The organism is Streptomyces sp. NPDC031497 (assembly GCF_055580905.1).
Genome location: NZ_JBVIKO010000023.1, coordinates 93,744 through 109,353, shown reverse-complemented (window position 1 = coordinate 109,353; position 15,610 = coordinate 93,744). Strand labels below are relative to the sequence as shown.

The window sequence follows — 15,610 nt, the reverse complement described above, 5'->3', positions numbered from 1 at the left end:
CGACATGACACTGGACAGCGTCAGCACCGGCTCCCCGTACCAACGGCTCGACCCCACCGGGTCCGACATCCAGGGCGAGGCGGCTGCTTTAACTCAGTACGGTCCGGCCGCCCGGGTCCTGCTGCCCGGAGACATCCCCGCCTGGGCGGTGACCGGCCAGGACCTCGCGTGCCGGCTCCTTGCCCGCACGGACGACCTCTCCAAGGACGCCCGGCAGCACTGGCCCGCCTACAGCGAGATACCCGCCGACTGGACGCTGCGCGTGTGGACGGACGTCGTCAACGCTCTGACCGCGTACGGCAGCGACCACAGACGGCTGCGCCGTCCCCTCGCCCAGGCGTTCAGCTCGCGCCGGGTCCGCGCCCTCGTCCCCCATGTCAAGGCCCTCACTGAACACCTCCTCGACGACCTCCAGACGAACGGCCCCCACGAGGTGGTCGACCTGAAGGAGGCCTTCACCGGGCGTCTCCCGCTCATGGTCATCAACGAGCGGTTCCACGCGCCTGACCACCTCCGCGACACCTTCCGCGACGCGTGCGGCGACCTGTTCGCCACCAGCCTGTCCGCCGAGGAGATGGCCGCGGCCCGGCTACGGATCAACACCCTCATCACCGAGCTGATCACCTACAAGCGCACTCATCCCAGCGACGACCTCAGCACCGACCTGATCGCGGCACGCGACGTCGGTGAACTCAACGACCAGGAACTGAACGACAGCTTCCTGCTCGTCATCGGCGCCGCCCACGAGACCACCGTCAACGCGGTGAGTCATGGCGTTGTCTGCCTGATCACCCACCCCGACCAGCTCGCCCTCTCCGCAAGCGGACGGGTCCCCTGGGAGCGGGTCGTCGAGGAGACGCTCCGCCTTGAGGCCCCCGTCGCCAATGTCGTCGCGCGGTTCGCGGTGCGGACGATCACCGATGAGCCCACCGGCCTGACGTTCAAGGAGGGCGACGTCATCGTGATGAACTACGCCGCCACCGGACGCGACCGGGGCATCCACGGTGACACCGCCGACGTCTTCGACGTCACCCGCCCTACCGCCCACAAGCATCTGTCATTCGGCTATGGCGCCCACATGTGCGTCGGCGCCGAACTGGCCCGCATCGAGGCCCGAACCGCCCTGCGCCAGCTCTTCGCCCGGTTCCCCCACCTGCGCCTGGCGGTCGACCCCATGGACCTGACGCCGCTGTCCAGCTTCATCTCCAACGGCTACAAGAGCCTGCCCATCCGCTTGGGACCCAGCACCCGCTGACGGCACAGCCCGGCCAGCTGTACCGCCCGTCCCACCGAACACCCGGTCCCCCCGCAACCGCCCGAGCGCCTCACCGGCCGCGAGGGGCCGCCTCACGAAGAAGCCCCCTCGGACCGCTCGCCCGAGGCCACTACGCATAGGAGTTGTTGTGTCGCGTCAGTCAATCGCGCTGCGTCTCGCCGCCCCCCTTGCCGCCCTCACCCTCGTCCTCACCGCCTGCAGCGGCAACGACGGCGACACCAGCGCTGCGCAGCAGACCACCACGCGGGCCAAGACCTCGCCGTCCACGAGCACCTCCGCCGCCCTCACCGCCGGGGACAGTGCGTCCGGGAAGGTGACGGAGGACACCGGCACGATCACCTACGGCGTCTCCGCGCAGCAGCTCACCTTCGGCACCGAGGCACAGGCCAAGAAGGCCGTCCAGGACCCGGCCGACGCCAAGGGCAAGGTGCTCGCCATCGCCCACGTGCGCTACACGCACCAGGCCGGTCCCACACTGACCACCGCCACCAACGCCGACGACAGCACGACCGTGTGGGCCGACGGACAGCGCGGCGCTATCCTTCTCGGCTCGCCCACGGACGGTGCCGGCTGCGACGACCCGTACGACATCGCCCGGTGGACGACCGGCGAGTCGCACACGGTCTGCGAGTACTACCTGATCCCGGCCACCGCGAAGGTGGCGGAGGTGCACTGGGCGGGAGACGACGGCAAGCCCTACGTCTGGAGCTTCCCCGGCCCGGGCGCGTAACGCCCCACGCCAGGACGTTATTCGGCTCCACGGTCCCTACGGCCACGGGGCGCCGGAAGGACACCGCACACCCCGAGCCAGGAGAAGCCGGGAATGCCCGCCGCTCCCCCACGCGTCAGCCGGACCATCGCCCCGCACCCAACTCAACATCCCCCCGCAGATGCGCCCGAAGGAGAAGCACCGTCATGCCCAGTCCCTCAAGTCGTCCGCTGCGCACGCGCCGCCTCAGCGTGATCCCCATCGGTATCACCGCCGCGATCGTCCTGAGCGCGTGCAGTGCCGCCGGCACCCACCAGCCGGCCGTCGGCCCTTCGGCCACGGGGAGCACGGCCCCCGCGGCTCGGGGCGTGATCACACGTACCGCGGCCGAGGCGGTCATCGACCGCTACCAGGCCACGAACAACCGGGCGAACGCCCGGCGCAGCGCCGCACTGCTCGCCACGATCGAGACGGGAACGCTCTACGCCCAGGACGCGGCCGACTACAAGCTGTGGAACACCTGGAGCAAAGCAGAGCAGAAGGAGTACGCCTCGCCCTTCACGTATGTGGACCGGCACCTCTGGATTCCGCCTGCCAGCAGCGGGGTGACATGGTTCGCCGCTACGGTCACAGCCTCCACGACCCGGGCCAACGCTCTGATGATCTTCGACAAGGGAAGCGGCGGCACCTACAAAGCGGCCCTCACCCTGTTCAAAGGCAAGGGTGAGTCGATACCTGCGCTAACCGTCGACCGGCACGGGCTTGCCGTCGTCGCCGATCCCACGAAGGAGGTGGGCGGCATCGCCCCGGCCGGGCTCCACGCCGCCTACGAGGACTACTGGGAGACCGGCGGCAAGAAGGAGGGCAAACAGCTGGCGGCGTCCACGAAACCGGTCAAAGACGCCCTCCAGATCTACCGGACGGCCGAAAACAGGGGCACGGCCGACGGATACGCGACCAAGCGATTCTTCGCCAAATCCCCGGTGTCTACGAAGGTGTACGCCCTGCGGGCCGCCGACGGGTCCGTGCTCGCCGCCTTCAGTACCGCCCACACGCAGGAGTCGCTGGTCAAGGCGCAGTACCGCTGCAAGACAGCCGACATCATCCCCTCCAAGGAGCAGACCGCGGTCGGCGCAGGCCGCCGAGGGTTTCTGGTCACCGACACCTTCCTCGGTCAGGGACTGGCATCGCTGACCCCGCAAAGCGTCCGCATGACCAACGCCGATTGGCAATTCGTCAGTTCGCGGGCGGTCCAGTGCCCCAAGCCGGCATGACAGCGATCTTCAGTTCGAGCAACCGAGCCGTGCCGGAACACCGCTCCCGCGAACTGCCCCGCCGGGACCGCAGGCCCGCAACCCTGCACTGCCAGACCGAACGGAACACCGCATGACCGCCTCTCTCGCCCCGCCCCGCCACGGGCCACCTCACACGATCACCGGGACCGTCACGACCGCGCCCACCGTGCAACGGCACGCCGCCGCAGCCGAGTTCTCCGCGCATGTGTGGGACCGCCTCGTCGACACCGACTCCGGCCTCTACTCCAGCCACCGCTGGCTCCGGGCACTGGAGATGACGCACGGACCGCAGCCGGTTCTCGCGGCACGGGTCGGCCGCCTCACCGGCGTGCTCCCCACATGGACCGTGCGGGAAGACGACGCTGGCGGCCTGTTCGACATGCCCGCCATGACGCGCGGACTCATCGACGTTCCTGGCCGCCAGGTGCTGTGGCTGGGCACCCGCCGGTCCACGGCCGCAACGATCACCTGTGCCCGAGGCCCACAGCGGCCCCAGACCCTGACCGCGCTCCTCGAAGAGGCCCGCAAGGCCGCCGCCGACCAGCACCTTGCGTGCGCCGTGTGGCCGTACCTCAGCGGCGAGGAGGCACAGGAGGCGGCCGCCTGCCATCCGCTCGCGCAGGCCGTCCTGCACACCGCGGACGCGTCGATCGACGTGCCTGCCGACGGCATGACCGGGATGCTGGCCGCTGCCCGCAGCAAGGACCGCCGGAAGTGGCGGCGCGAACGCCAGGAGTTCGCCCGGTACGGCTCATTGGAGTGGACCGGTCTCACCCCCGACACCTGCACCCGCATCGCACCGCTACTGGCCGCGACACGGGACAAGCACGGGGCTCCGGGCGGCGCCCACCTGATGCACCGCATCCTGACCGCGCAGCACGCCGCCGGTGTCGCCGACCGCGCGGTGGTGGCGCTGGCGCGCCGCCGCGGCGAGGACACGGTGCGCGCCGCGGCCGTCTTCTACCAGCACCACAACCACAGCACCCTGTACGGGCGCTACTGGGGTGCCGGCAGTGCGGCGCCGCCCTACGCCTACTTCGAGCTGACCCTGTACTCGGCGTTGGATCATGCCGCCCGTATCGGCATGCGCCGCCTGCACCTGTCCGTTCCAGCAACCCCCGCCAAGCTGATGCGCGGAGCACGGGCCACTCCACTGGCCCTCGTCTACCTCCCCGCAGGCCCGGACGCCTCACTCGATCCCGGCCTCGTCCACCGGCACAACGGCCGAACCGCCCAGCCGTGGTCCTCAGCGCCGGGGTACGCCGACCGCAGCTGGGACCGATGGACGTCCCCTTCAGGAGCATGAGAAATGCTGTTCCTCGCCTACACCTTCGAGACCACTGAGCACGCGAACGCGCATCCGGAACAGTTCTGGACGTGGATGGGCGACCGGAATGCCTGGTTCTACCGCGGCCTGGACATAGTGCTGGCCACGAGCTGGCGGATCGTGCACCACGGCGACGGTCTCCTCATCCACCACGAGGTCACCTTCGGCAACGAAGCGGGGCTGGCCTGCTACCGAGCCGCCCTTGCAGCCCGCGGCCGCGACCGCGCCTGGGAGAAACGGCGCCGCGAGCAAGACCACTGGTACCGCATCGTCTCCCGGTCCGTGCAGACCTCCCCACCCGTACCCCTCGCTCTCCCTCGGCGCATGACCGTGAGCGGTGCTGCCTGCCGCGACGAGAGCCCGGCGGCCCGGCATCGGGCGGCGGCAGGCGGACCTGCGGTCGCCACCGAGGAGGCGTTCGGCACCGACGGCGCGCCTACCCCTTGGTTTCTCCGGGACCCGCCCACGGCAGGTGCTGAAGGCGGCCAGATCCTCTGGCACTCCGTGGACGCGCCGTCATCGGCCGCCCGGGCGAGCACACCGGCGCAGCCTGCGCCGCCCGACCGGCACATGGGGTGGCGGCCGCTGGTGTCGGTGGTGCTCGCCGCGGTCCTCGTGGGCTGCTCACTGACGGCCTGGGCGATCAGGTCCTTGCCGTGAGCGCCCATCATGCGCACGGGCCGCCGGCGATGACCGCGCTCGTCAAGGGGATCCCGTACTGCCGACCGGCAGATGCGGAACTGCACACCTCAGGGGGGTGATTGAAAGAGATCTGATCAGTCTGGGGCGGCTGAGGCTCTCGTCAGGAGCATCCCGGCCGCCCCGGCCGAAGGTCGGGTGCGTCACCACCTGACCCAAGCGGCCACCTGCCACCGCCGGTGATCGGGCGTCACCCCGCATCCCGGCGAAGCACTCCGGTTGTCAGCCGGAGCTGTCGTCACGCCGAGTCCCTGTGTGAGAGGGGCGTTCGGCGTCTCTACGAGTCGAGAACGAGTATGCAACACGTCCTTGGCCCCTGTCAGCCTGAATCCTCACGTGGAAAGAGAGCTGCCCAGCCCGCGTCCGGACGCCGAAAGCACTGGGTTCCGGACCCGGCGGAAACCATCGAGCACACCGAATCCCGCAGCACCGGTCCGCGCGCGTGGCTGCGGTCCCTGGAGAGGGCCGCAGCGGCCGGACTCATCCCAGGTTTCACCGGGACGACCCAGCGCATCGTCAACGTGCTCGCAGGGCGCATGGGCTATGATAGCGGGCACGCCCGCTACGTCCTGACGGACGTCATGGAACGCACCGGCCTGGGCCGGACCGCGGTCACCAACCACGTACGACTGCTCCGCGCCGGCGGCTGGCTCGCCTGGGCCGAACACGGGTCACGGCGCAACGCGCTGCGATCCCGCAGCCTGCCCGGCTACGCGAAGACCGCGACGGTGTACGCCGCGACGATCCCACCGCACTACGACACCCACGTGGGCAACACGGTGGCCGGCACCGGCTACCGGGCCCGGCTCATCACCGGCCAACGCACCGCACCACCTCGAGGAGCCGGCGCTGAAGCTCCTGTGGACAACACCTGCAGCGACCAGACGCGGAGGACCCCTTCCCTGTGGTGGGTTGAGAAAGAGGAAAAGGTACAGCTAATAGGTAGTGAAGAAGGTTCTACCGCGAGCGCGACAGCCGCCAAGTCCCCGCTCCGGAAACGGAAAAGACGCCGACTGACTGTGACCGGCTACAAGATCACCAGCGCCCGTATCGAACGGGCCCGCCAGATCGCAAAATCGGTACGTCCGCTCGTCAACTGGACACAACGCTCCACGCTCGACGAGTTGTCGTGGGTGCTGCTCGACCTCGTCGCCCGCAACTGGAACGAACCCCGCATCACACTGTGGCTCCACCACCTCGGCCGAGAAATCGGCGTACCCCGGTGGCGGCCACGGGCCCCGCACCGCGTCATCGCCGCCGCCCTACGCCGCAAGACACAGCAAGACGCACTCACAACCGTCCCCACCGACCTGAAGCACGAGGAACACCTCCCGCAGGTGCGCCCCAACACAGCCTTCCAACAAGCCACCGCCATCCTGCGCAAACCGCTCGCCGACCACGCACAACCCCCCGGTCCCACCGACGGTTCCGGAGAAGACAACGAAGCTCCGTTGACATCATGGGAGTTGGCACACCTGCGCGAAGCAGCAAGAACCGACCCGACGCTCGTCCTCGCATACGCCCACATCCGCGGACCAGCCGCCACCATCGCAACCTACGGCACCATCGCCCACACAATCCTCAACACCCCAGCCGCATACACCAGCTTCCGCAGGACGGCTGACTACACGGCGCAATCCCCAGCAGCCCTGTGAACCAGATGCGCTCAGGGCGACATCATCGGCCACAACTGCCGACTGTCCACGACGAATTTGATCAGGAAGCAGCCAATCCTGCTCAAGCTGTCCAGGTTCCCACGTACGCAAGAGGGGTTTGTGGTCATGGATCTGCGCGTGTGTGTTCGGCTGGCACCGCCCATCAGGCGGGTGCAGCAATCCACCGCGCCATGGCGTCGAACGCATTCAGTGCTCTCGGGTCGGTCGGACCGAAAAGGCGTTTACAGTCCTCACCGAGCGTCTCGTACTGGTCGGCTGCGCCACGAGAGTCACCAGATTTCCCCGTCAACTCCGCGAGGGTGAATCGGGCTTCGATAACGGCGGAGTCATACTCTCCTCTCTCGGCAAGCAGGCTTCGAATTCGCTGCTCCGCCTGGCGGATACGCTCGACGTAATCCGTGTTCACGTGCGGTGCGCCAACGGATCCGAGTTGTCCCTCGCCGTTCAAAAAATCGTCGGGGGTGTGCTCGACCTGCCGGATGAGACGAATCACTGCGCGTGCATGTTGCGGTCGCTGCGCGGGGACTTTGGCCAACAGGGACATGATCAATTGGCTCAGCTTATCTGGAATGCCTCCTCGGACATTGAGCGGGGGTGCGGGGTTGTGGCGCAGGTGCATGACACCGATCTCCATGATGTCGGTGCCACGACTGGTAAACGGCGGGTTGCCTGTCAGCATTTCATACATAACGCAGCCGAGGGAGTAGAGGTCGCTCAGGTGGTCGCCGGAGTTTCCCTGCCAACGCTCTGGTGCCGCGTACTGCCAGGTGGCACCAGCTTCACGCGTCTCGGACACGTCGAGGAGACGGGCCAGCCCGAAGTCGACTATCTTCGCGTTGCCCCGTTCATTGATCATGATGTTGGCGGGCTTGATGTCCCGGTGTACGACATCGACATCACTTGCGTCGGCGAGCCCCTCGCATACCTGCACAGACCAGCGAACAGTCTGTTCCAAGGTGAGTGAGCTTCCACGCCCCATGTATGCGTCCAGCGAATTTCCGTCGACATACTCCATAACCAGATAAACCTGCCCCTCGTCCTCTCCCCTGTCGTAGATGGAGGCCACGTAGGGACTTTGAATCCGCGCCATGGACTGCCACTCTTTTTCGAACCGTGCGAGCATTTCCTCGGTGAGCGCCGCCTTACGGCTCCGCTGTCGTATGCGGATGCGGTCCATGTCGAGGAGCTTGACGGCGACGGGCCGGTTGAGCTTTCTGTCGTTGGCGAGCCAAACATGGCCCATGCCGCCATTTCCGAGGCGACTGTCCAAGCGGTAGCGGCCAGAGCCGAGGAGACGCCCTCCCGTCATGCGTCCGCCTCCCCGTCCTGGTGGGGGCGCCACTCCTCCAGAACCGCGGAGGAACGCAGACCCTTTCGCCATTCATCCATCAGAACGTTCAGTTCAGCAACCGCCCGGCCGAGTAGCTGAGCCGCGTATCGTCGCTGACGCTCACCGGCCTCGCGCACGCTTCGTCTACGGAACGGCACGTGCGCTATACCTGCAAGTCCCACCAGAATGAGGACGCACATGACGATTGAGAACATCAGAATGAAGCCCCCGCTGACGAATGGCACAATCAGCGCCCCATCCACCGCGGCAAGGGCACATGCTCCTGCGGTAAGCGACCAGGCAGGCACGATCGATTCGATCTGTTCGTGCGTCCGCTGCTCCACGTGGTTAGTCAGGTCATCCGCTGCCCGAAATACGTCAAAGGCCTGGGATGGATCGGTGGAGTATTCGCAGGACCAGTCCCCAACTGAAAGGGAGATCGTCACGGGTAGAAGCGACCGTGACGTTCTGGCCATTGACATGGTGGCCGCGCACACACTTTCCCAGATGCAGTCGAGGGCCAGTCGCCTGGCAGGCACACCCAGTTGGAGCAACTCGGGCTGGAAGACGGCCCGCTCCAGCAGTGTGACGAAGTCGATCCGTTCGTTGTCCTGCGGCGTTTCATCTTCCGCTTCTGCCTCTCCGCCATTTCGGATCAACGTCCGCAGCCCGGTCATCCGCTCCTGAATCTCCGACTCATCCGATTCGAGTTGGTCGATCAAGTGATCCAGCGCGCTGTCTGTGTAGCGGCCGGGGTGGGCAGGAAGATCGGCTACCTTCGGAAAGGACTCCAAGAAGTTCAGCGTGCCGTCGAGAGCAGTGGCGGTTCGCCAGCCATTCTCCAACTCCGTCCATTGCAGGCCCGCAAGTTCTCGCAGAGCGGCAAAGCGGTCGCGGGAGCCCTCCGTCCTGCCCAGTTCCATCAGACGGCCACCCCACGGGGCCAGGTGCGGGGTGGACGGGAGGGCACGCGCGTTCTGGAAGGCTGATCGCTCCTCGCGGAACCAACGGGCCATGGCTTCACGGGCATAGGTGTACGCCTCGTATCCGAGTTCAGCGTTGGCGATGGCTTCCAGCACGACAGCAAACTCCGGACCAAGGTCGTCGCGGTCAAGTGAGTTGAGGTAGCGGTCCATCCAGCCGGCCGCCTCATTCAGCCGGCCTTGCCGCGAACACGTGAGCGCGAAGAACAGTTTCGCCTTGGCCGAGTCGAGCCATACTGCGTGCGCGGTGGCTCGGGGGGCGATGGTCGGTTCCGCCGTGTGCCACGCCGCCATCGCCATGATCGCCGGAGCAAGCCAATACGTCGGCTCAGAGAGGAACTGCCTTCTCACACAGGCGTCAATTGTGTCCTGATCAACGAGTTTGCTAGCTATCGCATGCGCCGTCAACGCATGCGTCAGACCCCGGGCCAGGGCCCGGACTCGTTGGCGGTGAGCAAAGTCCGCCTTCCATATAACGGTCAGCTGCGTCAGTTCCGCCTGGGCATTGGCCACGATTTGGTGCCTGCCCCAACGCTCGACGAAGTCGTTCAGCGAGTCGTAAGTCGCTGTTGCGCTCTCTTTGATGGCATCGATCTCAGCGCGCGCCGAGGACAGCGCTTCGGCTACCCCCTGGTTCTCGCGCCTCAGTGTGGTCAGCTCGACGTGGAGCGCGGTCGAGTCAGTCCGCAGGGCGGTCAAGTCGACCTGAAGCGCGGTCGAGTCAGTCCGCAGTGAGGCCAGGTCGGCGCGTAGCGGCGCCAGTAACTCTTCGAGATCTTGCGGCTTGTCCATGACACCCCCCGATGTGGGCCGACGAGAACGCGGCCTGTTTCCTGAGACAGTTCCCCGCCAATGCCCCTAACCTTCCTGTCGGTTGGAGTTTTCTGCCTCTTCGAGGGGAGCGAGCCGTGGAGCACGACCTCAGTCCGGTCAGCGATCTCTTCTTCGGCCGCGACGATGCCGAGAACGATCTCGCTGATGGCCTGCTCAGCGGCGTGGTCTTCCGGCCAACGTATGCCTATCGGCAGGCCCTCTCGGGCCGCACCTCACTGATCATCGGCCGAAAGGGGGCGGGCAAGAGCGCCATCTGCCGCCAACTCGCTGCCCCAGATGGCCATCCCGGCACCGCAGTCCTGATCACGCCCGACGACGCGGCCGGTGACGAGATCCGTCGATTTGAACTCCAGGGGGTATCCGGAGACACCGCCAAGTCCTTGATCTGGCGTTATGTCTTTGCCATCCATGCAGCACGGTATCTCTGCGAGCATGCGCGAGCCGCGCATGGCTGGCGTGCTCGTTCCTCTGTGCGGGCACTGCGAGGCTTCCTGGAAGCGAACGACGAAACCGGAGACGAACGTCTGTACGACAGACTCCGCCGAGGAGCCAGGGGCTTGCAGTCAGCGAACCTCTCCCTCAAGGCATTCGGCATCGAGGCGGGGCTCGGTCTCAACGGCGCCTCTGAAGGAGCCCGCGCCAGCCGGCAGTTGGAGGCCTTGGAGAGCGGCGTGGCGGCGGCCTTCGCCGATCTCGGCTGTGCTGGCGTTCATACCCTGCTCTTTTTAGTCGACCAACTGGAACAGGTCTGGACGATCGACCCTGAAAGTCACGCTCTCGTGGTCGGGCTGCTTTTGGCGAGCAAGCAGGTCACAGGACGGTACGGCAGCGCTGTGCGCTGCACGCTCTTCCTGAGAGCAGACATTTACGACACTCTCAGCTTCGGCGACATCGACAAGTTCCACAGCGACGAGCTACGGATCACCTGGACCCACGAGGAACTGGCAGATCTCGCCCTGGCCAGAGCGGAAGCCTCACTCAAGACGGAACTCACTCTGGAGCAACTCTGGGGACAATTGTTTCCCCCGACCGTGTCCGGGGAACCGACGGACCAGTACCTGTTCCGGCGGGCGCTACCGCGCCCCAGGGACACGATCCAGTTCCTCAACGCATGTCAGAGCACCGCGAATCAGCGCGGCCAGCAGAGGATCACAGAAGAGGATGTAATCACCGCCACCAGCCAGTTCTCCCGATGGAAGCTCACAGACCTCGCCAGGGAGTACTCCGTGACGCATCCCTTCCTCAGCCAGATCTTCCTGATGTTCGAGAACTACGGATACGTGGTGCTACTGCCGGCGCTAGCCACACGGTTTGAGCTCCACCGCGAGCGCCTGCAGCGTGACTTCGCTGATTACGCCGAGAGCCTTACACCGCAAGGGGTAGTGGACGTCCTGTTCGGAATCGGCTTCCTGGGTGTGAAAAGAGGCCACAAGGTCGTGTACTCCGAGGGAGTGCAAACCCCCCTTCAGCCCGGTGAGGAAGAGTTCCACGTCCACCCTTGTTTCCGGCCCGCACTGGGGGGCCTGGGCCCCGTGGACCTTCCACCGTACAGCCCCAATCTGAATCGAAACATCCATGTGGGCAACGCGCTGGTCCAGGCTGCGGCTGGTTCGGATATTTCGTTCGGTGTCAGCCGCGATTTCCAACTGCTGGACGAGGTCGTCCGTGCCTGCGAACGACTACTGCGCCAGCTCATGCGAGCGGGTCTGCCTGACGACATGCGAGCCGAGGTTCAGGCCCGGATCGGCCACGTCCTGGACGGCGCCCGTCGCGCCCGCGAGGACCTACGGAGCGGTGTTTCCGTCGATGTGACAGATCATGTGCTGGCGGCGTCTGATTTCTTGGGAAACCTCGCTACCCAGCTAGGTGAGCACGGCATTCGCGAGGAACCGATAACCCGGCGCCTGGAGGACGAGGCCCGCGCACTGATCCGAATGGCTGGGGGCGCCGCGGGTGGTGGCGCCGGATCGACTTCAGCGCCATGACCTTATATCCGGTGGGCCCCGATATTCTCCTCGCTGAGCTTGCCATTAGTCTGCGTCTTACCTTGCACTTGCCGAGTGGCGGCGTGTCATGGTGAACCCAGCTGGGTGGTCCGCTGCCCCGGGAGGTACACCGACCGTTCCCTCGTGGTGAGGTCGCGGTGGACGGCCCGGCAGATCTTCCTGATTGCACCGGACAGGTCGAGCGGGGTCACGTCCCAGTGGCGCAAGGCTCGGCCAGAGTGATCAGGGCTGTCGAGAATCTCCAGGAACGGACCGTCGGCCAAGAGTTTGACCAGGCCGAGCTGCCGGTCCTGGGTGATGTCGGCGCAGCTGCCCAGCCGCACCGGGCTGCAGTACAACAGCCGCCCTTCGGCGTCCGTGAGGACCATGGACTTCACGGCGTTCTGCTTGGTCTTGCCGGAGACGAACTTGTCCCGGCCCTTTTCTCGATAGCCAGTGCCCGCGAACGCGTTCCGCAAGGTCACCGGACTCGGCGAGACCGAGGCCGACTCTTGAAGACCGGGGGCTGACCTGGGATTTCATCGGTCTGCCGGGCAGGGGAGGTGTGTCGCTTCCGGGACGGTCGTTCCGACACAGTCACCCTGAGTTCGTGAGCAACCACCCTCTCATCGTCGTGGAGGCCCCGGACGCACGGGGGTTGCGGGCCGTGCGCGTGCAAGGAGAGACCATCGGACGGGTCTGGTCGGCGCGCGGGCTGAGACGCCTTCTCCGGCGGGCGGGCCTGCCTCCGGACGACCTTGATGTCGACGCCCCCGGCCGGGTCCACTGGGAGGCGGATAAGTCCTCCAGGCCCGACTGTCCATGGCGAAGACGCGCCGCCGGCGCCTTGATGGCGCTGGGCCTCCTGGTCTCGGCCGCGGTCCTCTTCCATGTGGGCACTACGGACGCGTTCAACGCCCTGGCGTACGGCGGTCGCGTCGTGGGCGTCGCCTTCATCGCCGCGGCGCTGGCCGAAGCGGTCGCAGCGCTGGCCGTGTGCGACTACTGGGGCAAGAGGGACGCCCTCCAGCGCCGTGTACGCGGTGACGGCGGCGCAGGGCAGGGTCGCGGCCTCGGTGAAGTCCAGGTGCGCGGGCATCGGCACCAGCCGCTGCTCATCGATCACGACGTACTCGGGCAGCCAGCCGTCGATGTCGGTGTGGTAGTTCTGGCCGGGCGTGCGCTGCGGCCCGCCGAACCAGAGCGGATTGAAGGAGTTCACCACTCGATCGCCGACCTGGAACCGCGTTACGCCGGGACCGGCGGCCTCGACGACGCCAGCGGCGTCCGGCAGCGGCACCGTATAACGGCCGTCCAGCATGAACAGGTCCCGGGCGTTGAGGGAGCTGGCGTGTACGCGGATCAGTACCTGGCCGGTGCCGGGCGTCGGCGTCGGTTCCTCGGCGAGGGTGCTCTGGCCTGCTTCGGACATCCTGTAGATGCGCATGGGCTCCGTCCCTTTCCGTGGTGCTTCCGCGGTCAGGAGGCCAGCGGTGTGTAGGTGCCGAAGGAACGCTGGTGATACGTGAGAGGGCTCGCCTTCCCCTCGCCGGGCTCGGCGTTGACGACGCGGGCGAGCAGGACGGTGTGGTCGCCGGCGGCGACGTAATCGTCGACGTCGGCTGCGATCCACGCCACCGAGCCCGGCAGCCGGGGCAGGCCCTCGCTCGCGGACCAAGCGACGCCGTCAAACTTGTCCGGGCCCGACCGCGCGAAGGACGCGGCGAGTTGGGCCTGGTGCGCACCCAGGACGTTGAGGCCCAAGCGCCCCGTCCTGCGGATGAGCGTCAGCAGTTGTGAGCCGTTGTCCAGCGACACCAGCACCATCGGGGGCGTCAGGGACAGCGAGGTGAAGGCACTGACCGTGCTGCCGTGCGGGCGCTCACCGTCCATCGCCGTGACCACGGCGACAGGGGAGGAGACGGTGGCCATGGTGCCTCGGAACGCCTGCGCGGTCGCGGTGTCGGACGGTTGGACGTTGGTGGTCTGCGGGGTGGCGGTCATGACCGTGCCGTTTCTGCAACGCGCGGGTCGAGTCCGTACTGTTCGCGGGCGCCGAGGTGGTCTCGCAGGGTGGGGCCTTCGTAGTCGAGGTGGAACAGGCCGCGTTCCTGAAGGATCGGGACGACCTCGTCGACGAAGGCGTCGACGCCGTCGTGGTAGCCGTCGATGGCGAGGGAGAAGCCGTCGCAGGCCCCGGCCTCAAACCACTGCTGCATGTGGTCGGCGATGTCGGCGGCGGGGCCGCCCACGACCGGGTGGTAGTCGATGACGCCGTGGGCGAGGACATCGCGCAGGCTCCAGCCCTCGCGGGCCACTTCCAGGGCGCGGAAGGAGCGCCGGTCGTGCGGGCTGGGCTCGGCGTCGGCCAGCTGGCGTGCGGTCAGCGGCTTGTCGATCTGGTCGTAGGAGAGCGGCAGCCCGATCATCGCGCCGAGGTACTGCACGCGCTGGCGCAAGTCGACGGACTCGTCCAGGAAACGCCTGCGCTCCAGGGCGGCCTCGCGGGAGGCGGCGACGGCCGGCATGAAACCGGCGAACATCTTCACCTCGTCCGGGTCGCGCCCGGCCCGCTTGGCGGCGTCGCGCAGGGCGGTCCGCTGGGCGATGGCGTCCTCGATCGTCATCGGGTTGGCGTAGACGCCGCTGGCGTACCGGCCCGCCAGCTCCATGCCGTAACTGCCGCCGCCTGCCTGGAAGATAACCGGCTGGCCCTGTTCGGACGGCGGGATGGGCAGCGGCCCTCGGGACGCGACGTGGCGGCCCTGCAGGTTGACCGGCTGGATCTTGCCCATGTCGGCGAACCGCTTGCCCGCGACGTCGAGGACCCAGGCGTCCTTCTCCCAGCTGCCCCACAGGGCCTGCACGATCTGGACGAACTCGTGGGCCCGCTCGTACTTCTCCGCGCGGGGCGGGATGGGGGAGCCGAAGTTTGCCGCGGCCGCCGGGTGGGATGTGGTGACCGCGTTCCAACCGGCCCGGCCGTGGCTGATCACGTCGAGGGCCTTGTACTGGCGGGCGAGGTTGAAGGGCTCGTTGAAGGTGGTGGAGCCGGTGGCGACCAGGCCGATCCGCTCGGTCTCGCGAGCGATGGCGGTGAGGACGATGATCGGGTCGATGGGGTGGTGCGGGTGCTCGTTCTCCAGGTCCACGTCCAGAACCGGGGTGTCCGCGATGAACAGCAGCTGGATCTTGCCGCGCTCAGCGGCCTGCGCGTAGCGCACGAACTGGTCCATGTCCGTGTAGCTGGACAGGTTCGCCCCAGGCAGCCGCCACGCCCCGGGCTCTGCTCCGTAGCCGCTGGTGAACTGCATGGCCAGGAGCATCTGCGGGCTTGTCATGGGGACGCCTCCAAACGGGCGAAAGGAAACGGAGGATACCTCCGATTACCCTCCCGATAATACGGAGGTTGCCTCCGTATCGCAAAGGGGGTGGTGTTCGATGGCCGGGAGCGCCGGGTGCGGCCGATCCTTCTGGGCTGCTGCGCCTGCGCGTC

The 15,610-nt window shown here is 67.0% G+C and carries 13 protein-coding genes; 7 read left to right on the top strand and 6 right to left on the bottom strand.

Annotation, left to right across the window (positions count from 1 at the left end):
- Positions 1-4: 4 nt before the first annotated feature.
- The 6 genes from ACZ5K7_RS36455 to ACZ5K7_RS36430 all read left to right on the top strand — a co-directional run bounded on the left by ACZ5K7_RS36455 (position 5) and on the right by ACZ5K7_RS36430 (position 6,961).
- Positions 5-1,255 carry a cytochrome P450 gene (locus ACZ5K7_RS36455; RefSeq protein ID WP_468920615.1) on the top strand — a complete coding sequence of 417 codons (1,251 nt, stop codon included), beginning with the start codon at positions 5-7 and terminating at the stop codon, positions 1,253-1,255.
- Between the two features lie 148 nt (positions 1,256-1,403).
- Complete coding sequence (locus ACZ5K7_RS36450; RefSeq protein ID WP_468920613.1) at positions 1,404-2,006, top strand: hypothetical protein; 603 nt, start codon at positions 1,404-1,406, stop codon at positions 2,004-2,006.
- Positions 2,007-2,191: 185 nt separating this feature from the next.
- The gene (locus ACZ5K7_RS36445) at positions 2,192-3,259 is read left to right on the top strand and encodes a DUF8094 domain-containing protein (RefSeq protein WP_468920611.1); all 1,068 of its coding nucleotides are present in this window, start codon (positions 2,192-2,194) and stop codon (positions 3,257-3,259) included.
- Positions 3,260-3,371: 112 nt separating this feature from the next.
- Positions 3,372-4,586 (top strand): peptidogalycan biosysnthesis protein, encoded by a 1,215-nt coding sequence (locus tag ACZ5K7_RS36440; RefSeq protein ID WP_468920608.1) that lies wholly within the window; start codon positions 3,372-3,374, stop codon positions 4,584-4,586.
- Positions 4,587-4,589: 3 nt separating this feature from the next.
- A complete protein-coding gene (locus tag ACZ5K7_RS36435; RefSeq protein ID WP_468920606.1) occupies positions 4,590-5,267 on the top strand; it encodes a hypothetical protein in 678 nt (225 codons plus the stop codon).
- A 620-nt stretch (positions 5,268-5,887) separates the two neighbouring features.
- On the top strand, positions 5,888-6,961 hold the full coding sequence (locus ACZ5K7_RS36430; RefSeq protein WP_468920604.1) for a hypothetical protein: 1,074 nt from the start codon (positions 5,888-5,890) through the stop codon (positions 6,959-6,961).
- Positions 6,962-7,124: 163 nt separating this feature from the next.
- Here ACZ5K7_RS36430 and ACZ5K7_RS36425 read toward each other — a convergent pair whose 3' ends face one another.
- Together ACZ5K7_RS36425 and ACZ5K7_RS36420 are read right to left on the bottom strand one after the other, a co-directional pair.
- Positions 7,125-8,291 carry a serine/threonine-protein kinase gene (locus ACZ5K7_RS36425; RefSeq protein ID WP_468920601.1) on the bottom strand — a complete coding sequence of 389 codons (1,167 nt, stop codon included), beginning with the start codon at positions 8,289-8,291 and terminating at the stop codon, positions 7,125-7,127.
- Positions 8,288-10,087, bottom strand: a complete 1,800-nt coding sequence (locus ACZ5K7_RS36420; RefSeq protein WP_468920599.1) for a hypothetical protein — start codon at positions 10,085-10,087, stop codon at positions 8,288-8,290. The genes ACZ5K7_RS36425 and ACZ5K7_RS36420 overlap by 4 nt, the downstream gene beginning before the upstream one ends.
- 116 nt (positions 10,088-10,203) lie before the next feature.
- On the opposite strand from ACZ5K7_RS36420, the gene ACZ5K7_RS36415 reads away from it, so the two are divergent.
- Positions 10,204-12,114: a P-loop ATPase, Sll1717 family gene (locus ACZ5K7_RS36415; RefSeq protein ID WP_468920597.1), complete on the top strand. Its 1,911-nt coding sequence runs from the start codon at positions 10,204-10,206 to the stop codon at positions 12,112-12,114.
- Between the two features lie 86 nt (positions 12,115-12,200).
- Here ACZ5K7_RS36415 and ACZ5K7_RS36410 read toward each other — a convergent pair whose 3' ends face one another.
- From ACZ5K7_RS36410 to ACZ5K7_RS36395, 4 genes are read right to left on the bottom strand one after another with little or no spacing between them, the layout of a single operon-like run.
- The gene (locus ACZ5K7_RS36410) at positions 12,201-12,599 is read right to left on the bottom strand and encodes a hypothetical protein (protein ID WP_468920594.1); all 399 of its coding nucleotides are present in this window, start codon (positions 12,597-12,599) and stop codon (positions 12,201-12,203) included.
- Complete coding sequence (locus ACZ5K7_RS36405; protein WP_468920591.1) at positions 12,596-13,561, bottom strand: alcohol dehydrogenase catalytic domain-containing protein; 966 nt, start codon at positions 13,559-13,561, stop codon at positions 12,596-12,598. The genes ACZ5K7_RS36410 and ACZ5K7_RS36405 overlap by 4 nt, the downstream gene beginning before the upstream one ends.
- A 32-nt stretch (positions 13,562-13,593) precedes the next feature.
- The gene (locus tag ACZ5K7_RS36400) at positions 13,594-14,118 is read right to left on the bottom strand and encodes a flavin reductase family protein (RefSeq protein ID WP_468920588.1); all 525 of its coding nucleotides are present in this window, start codon (positions 14,116-14,118) and stop codon (positions 13,594-13,596) included.
- On the bottom strand, positions 14,115-15,455 hold the full coding sequence (locus ACZ5K7_RS36395; RefSeq protein ID WP_468920586.1) for an NtaA/DmoA family FMN-dependent monooxygenase: 1,341 nt from the start codon (positions 15,453-15,455) through the stop codon (positions 14,115-14,117). Before ACZ5K7_RS36395 ends, ACZ5K7_RS36400 begins: the two co-directional genes overlap by 4 nt.
- Positions 15,456-15,610 lie beyond the last annotated feature (155 nt).

Bases quoted from the DNA above. Each gene is read 5' to 3' on its own strand.
- ACZ5K7_RS36455 (WP_468920615.1), top strand. From the start codon at position 5: ATGACACTGGACAGCGTCAGCACCGGCTCCCCGTACCAACGGCTCGAC.
- ACZ5K7_RS36445 (WP_468920611.1), top strand. From the start codon at position 2,192: ATGCCCAGTCCCTCAAGTCGTCCGCTGCGCACGCGCCGCCTCAGCGTG.
- ACZ5K7_RS36440 (WP_468920608.1), top strand. From the start codon at position 3,372: ATGACCGCCTCTCTCGCCCCGCCCCGCCACGGGCCACCTCACACGATC.
- ACZ5K7_RS36435 (WP_468920606.1), top strand. From the start codon at position 4,590: ATGCTGTTCCTCGCCTACACCTTCGAGACCACTGAGCACGCGAACGCG.
- ACZ5K7_RS36430 (WP_468920604.1), top strand. From the start codon at position 5,888: ATGGAACGCACCGGCCTGGGCCGGACCGCGGTCACCAACCACGTACGA.
- ACZ5K7_RS36425 (WP_468920601.1), bottom strand. From the start codon at position 8,291: ATGACGGGAGGGCGTCTCCTCGGCTCTGGCCGCTACCGCTTGGACAGT.
- ACZ5K7_RS36420 (WP_468920599.1), bottom strand. From the start codon at position 10,087: ATGGACAAGCCGCAAGATCTCGAAGAGTTACTGGCGCCGCTACGCGCC.
- ACZ5K7_RS36405 (WP_468920591.1), bottom strand. From the start codon at position 13,561: ATGCGCATCTACAGGATGTCCGAAGCAGGCCAGAGCACCCTCGCCGAG.
- ACZ5K7_RS36400 (WP_468920588.1), bottom strand. From the start codon at position 14,118: ATGACCGCCACCCCGCAGACCACCAACGTCCAACCGTCCGACACCGCG.
- ACZ5K7_RS36395 (WP_468920586.1), bottom strand. From the start codon at position 15,455: ATGACAAGCCCGCAGATGCTCCTGGCCATGCAGTTCACCAGCGGCTAC.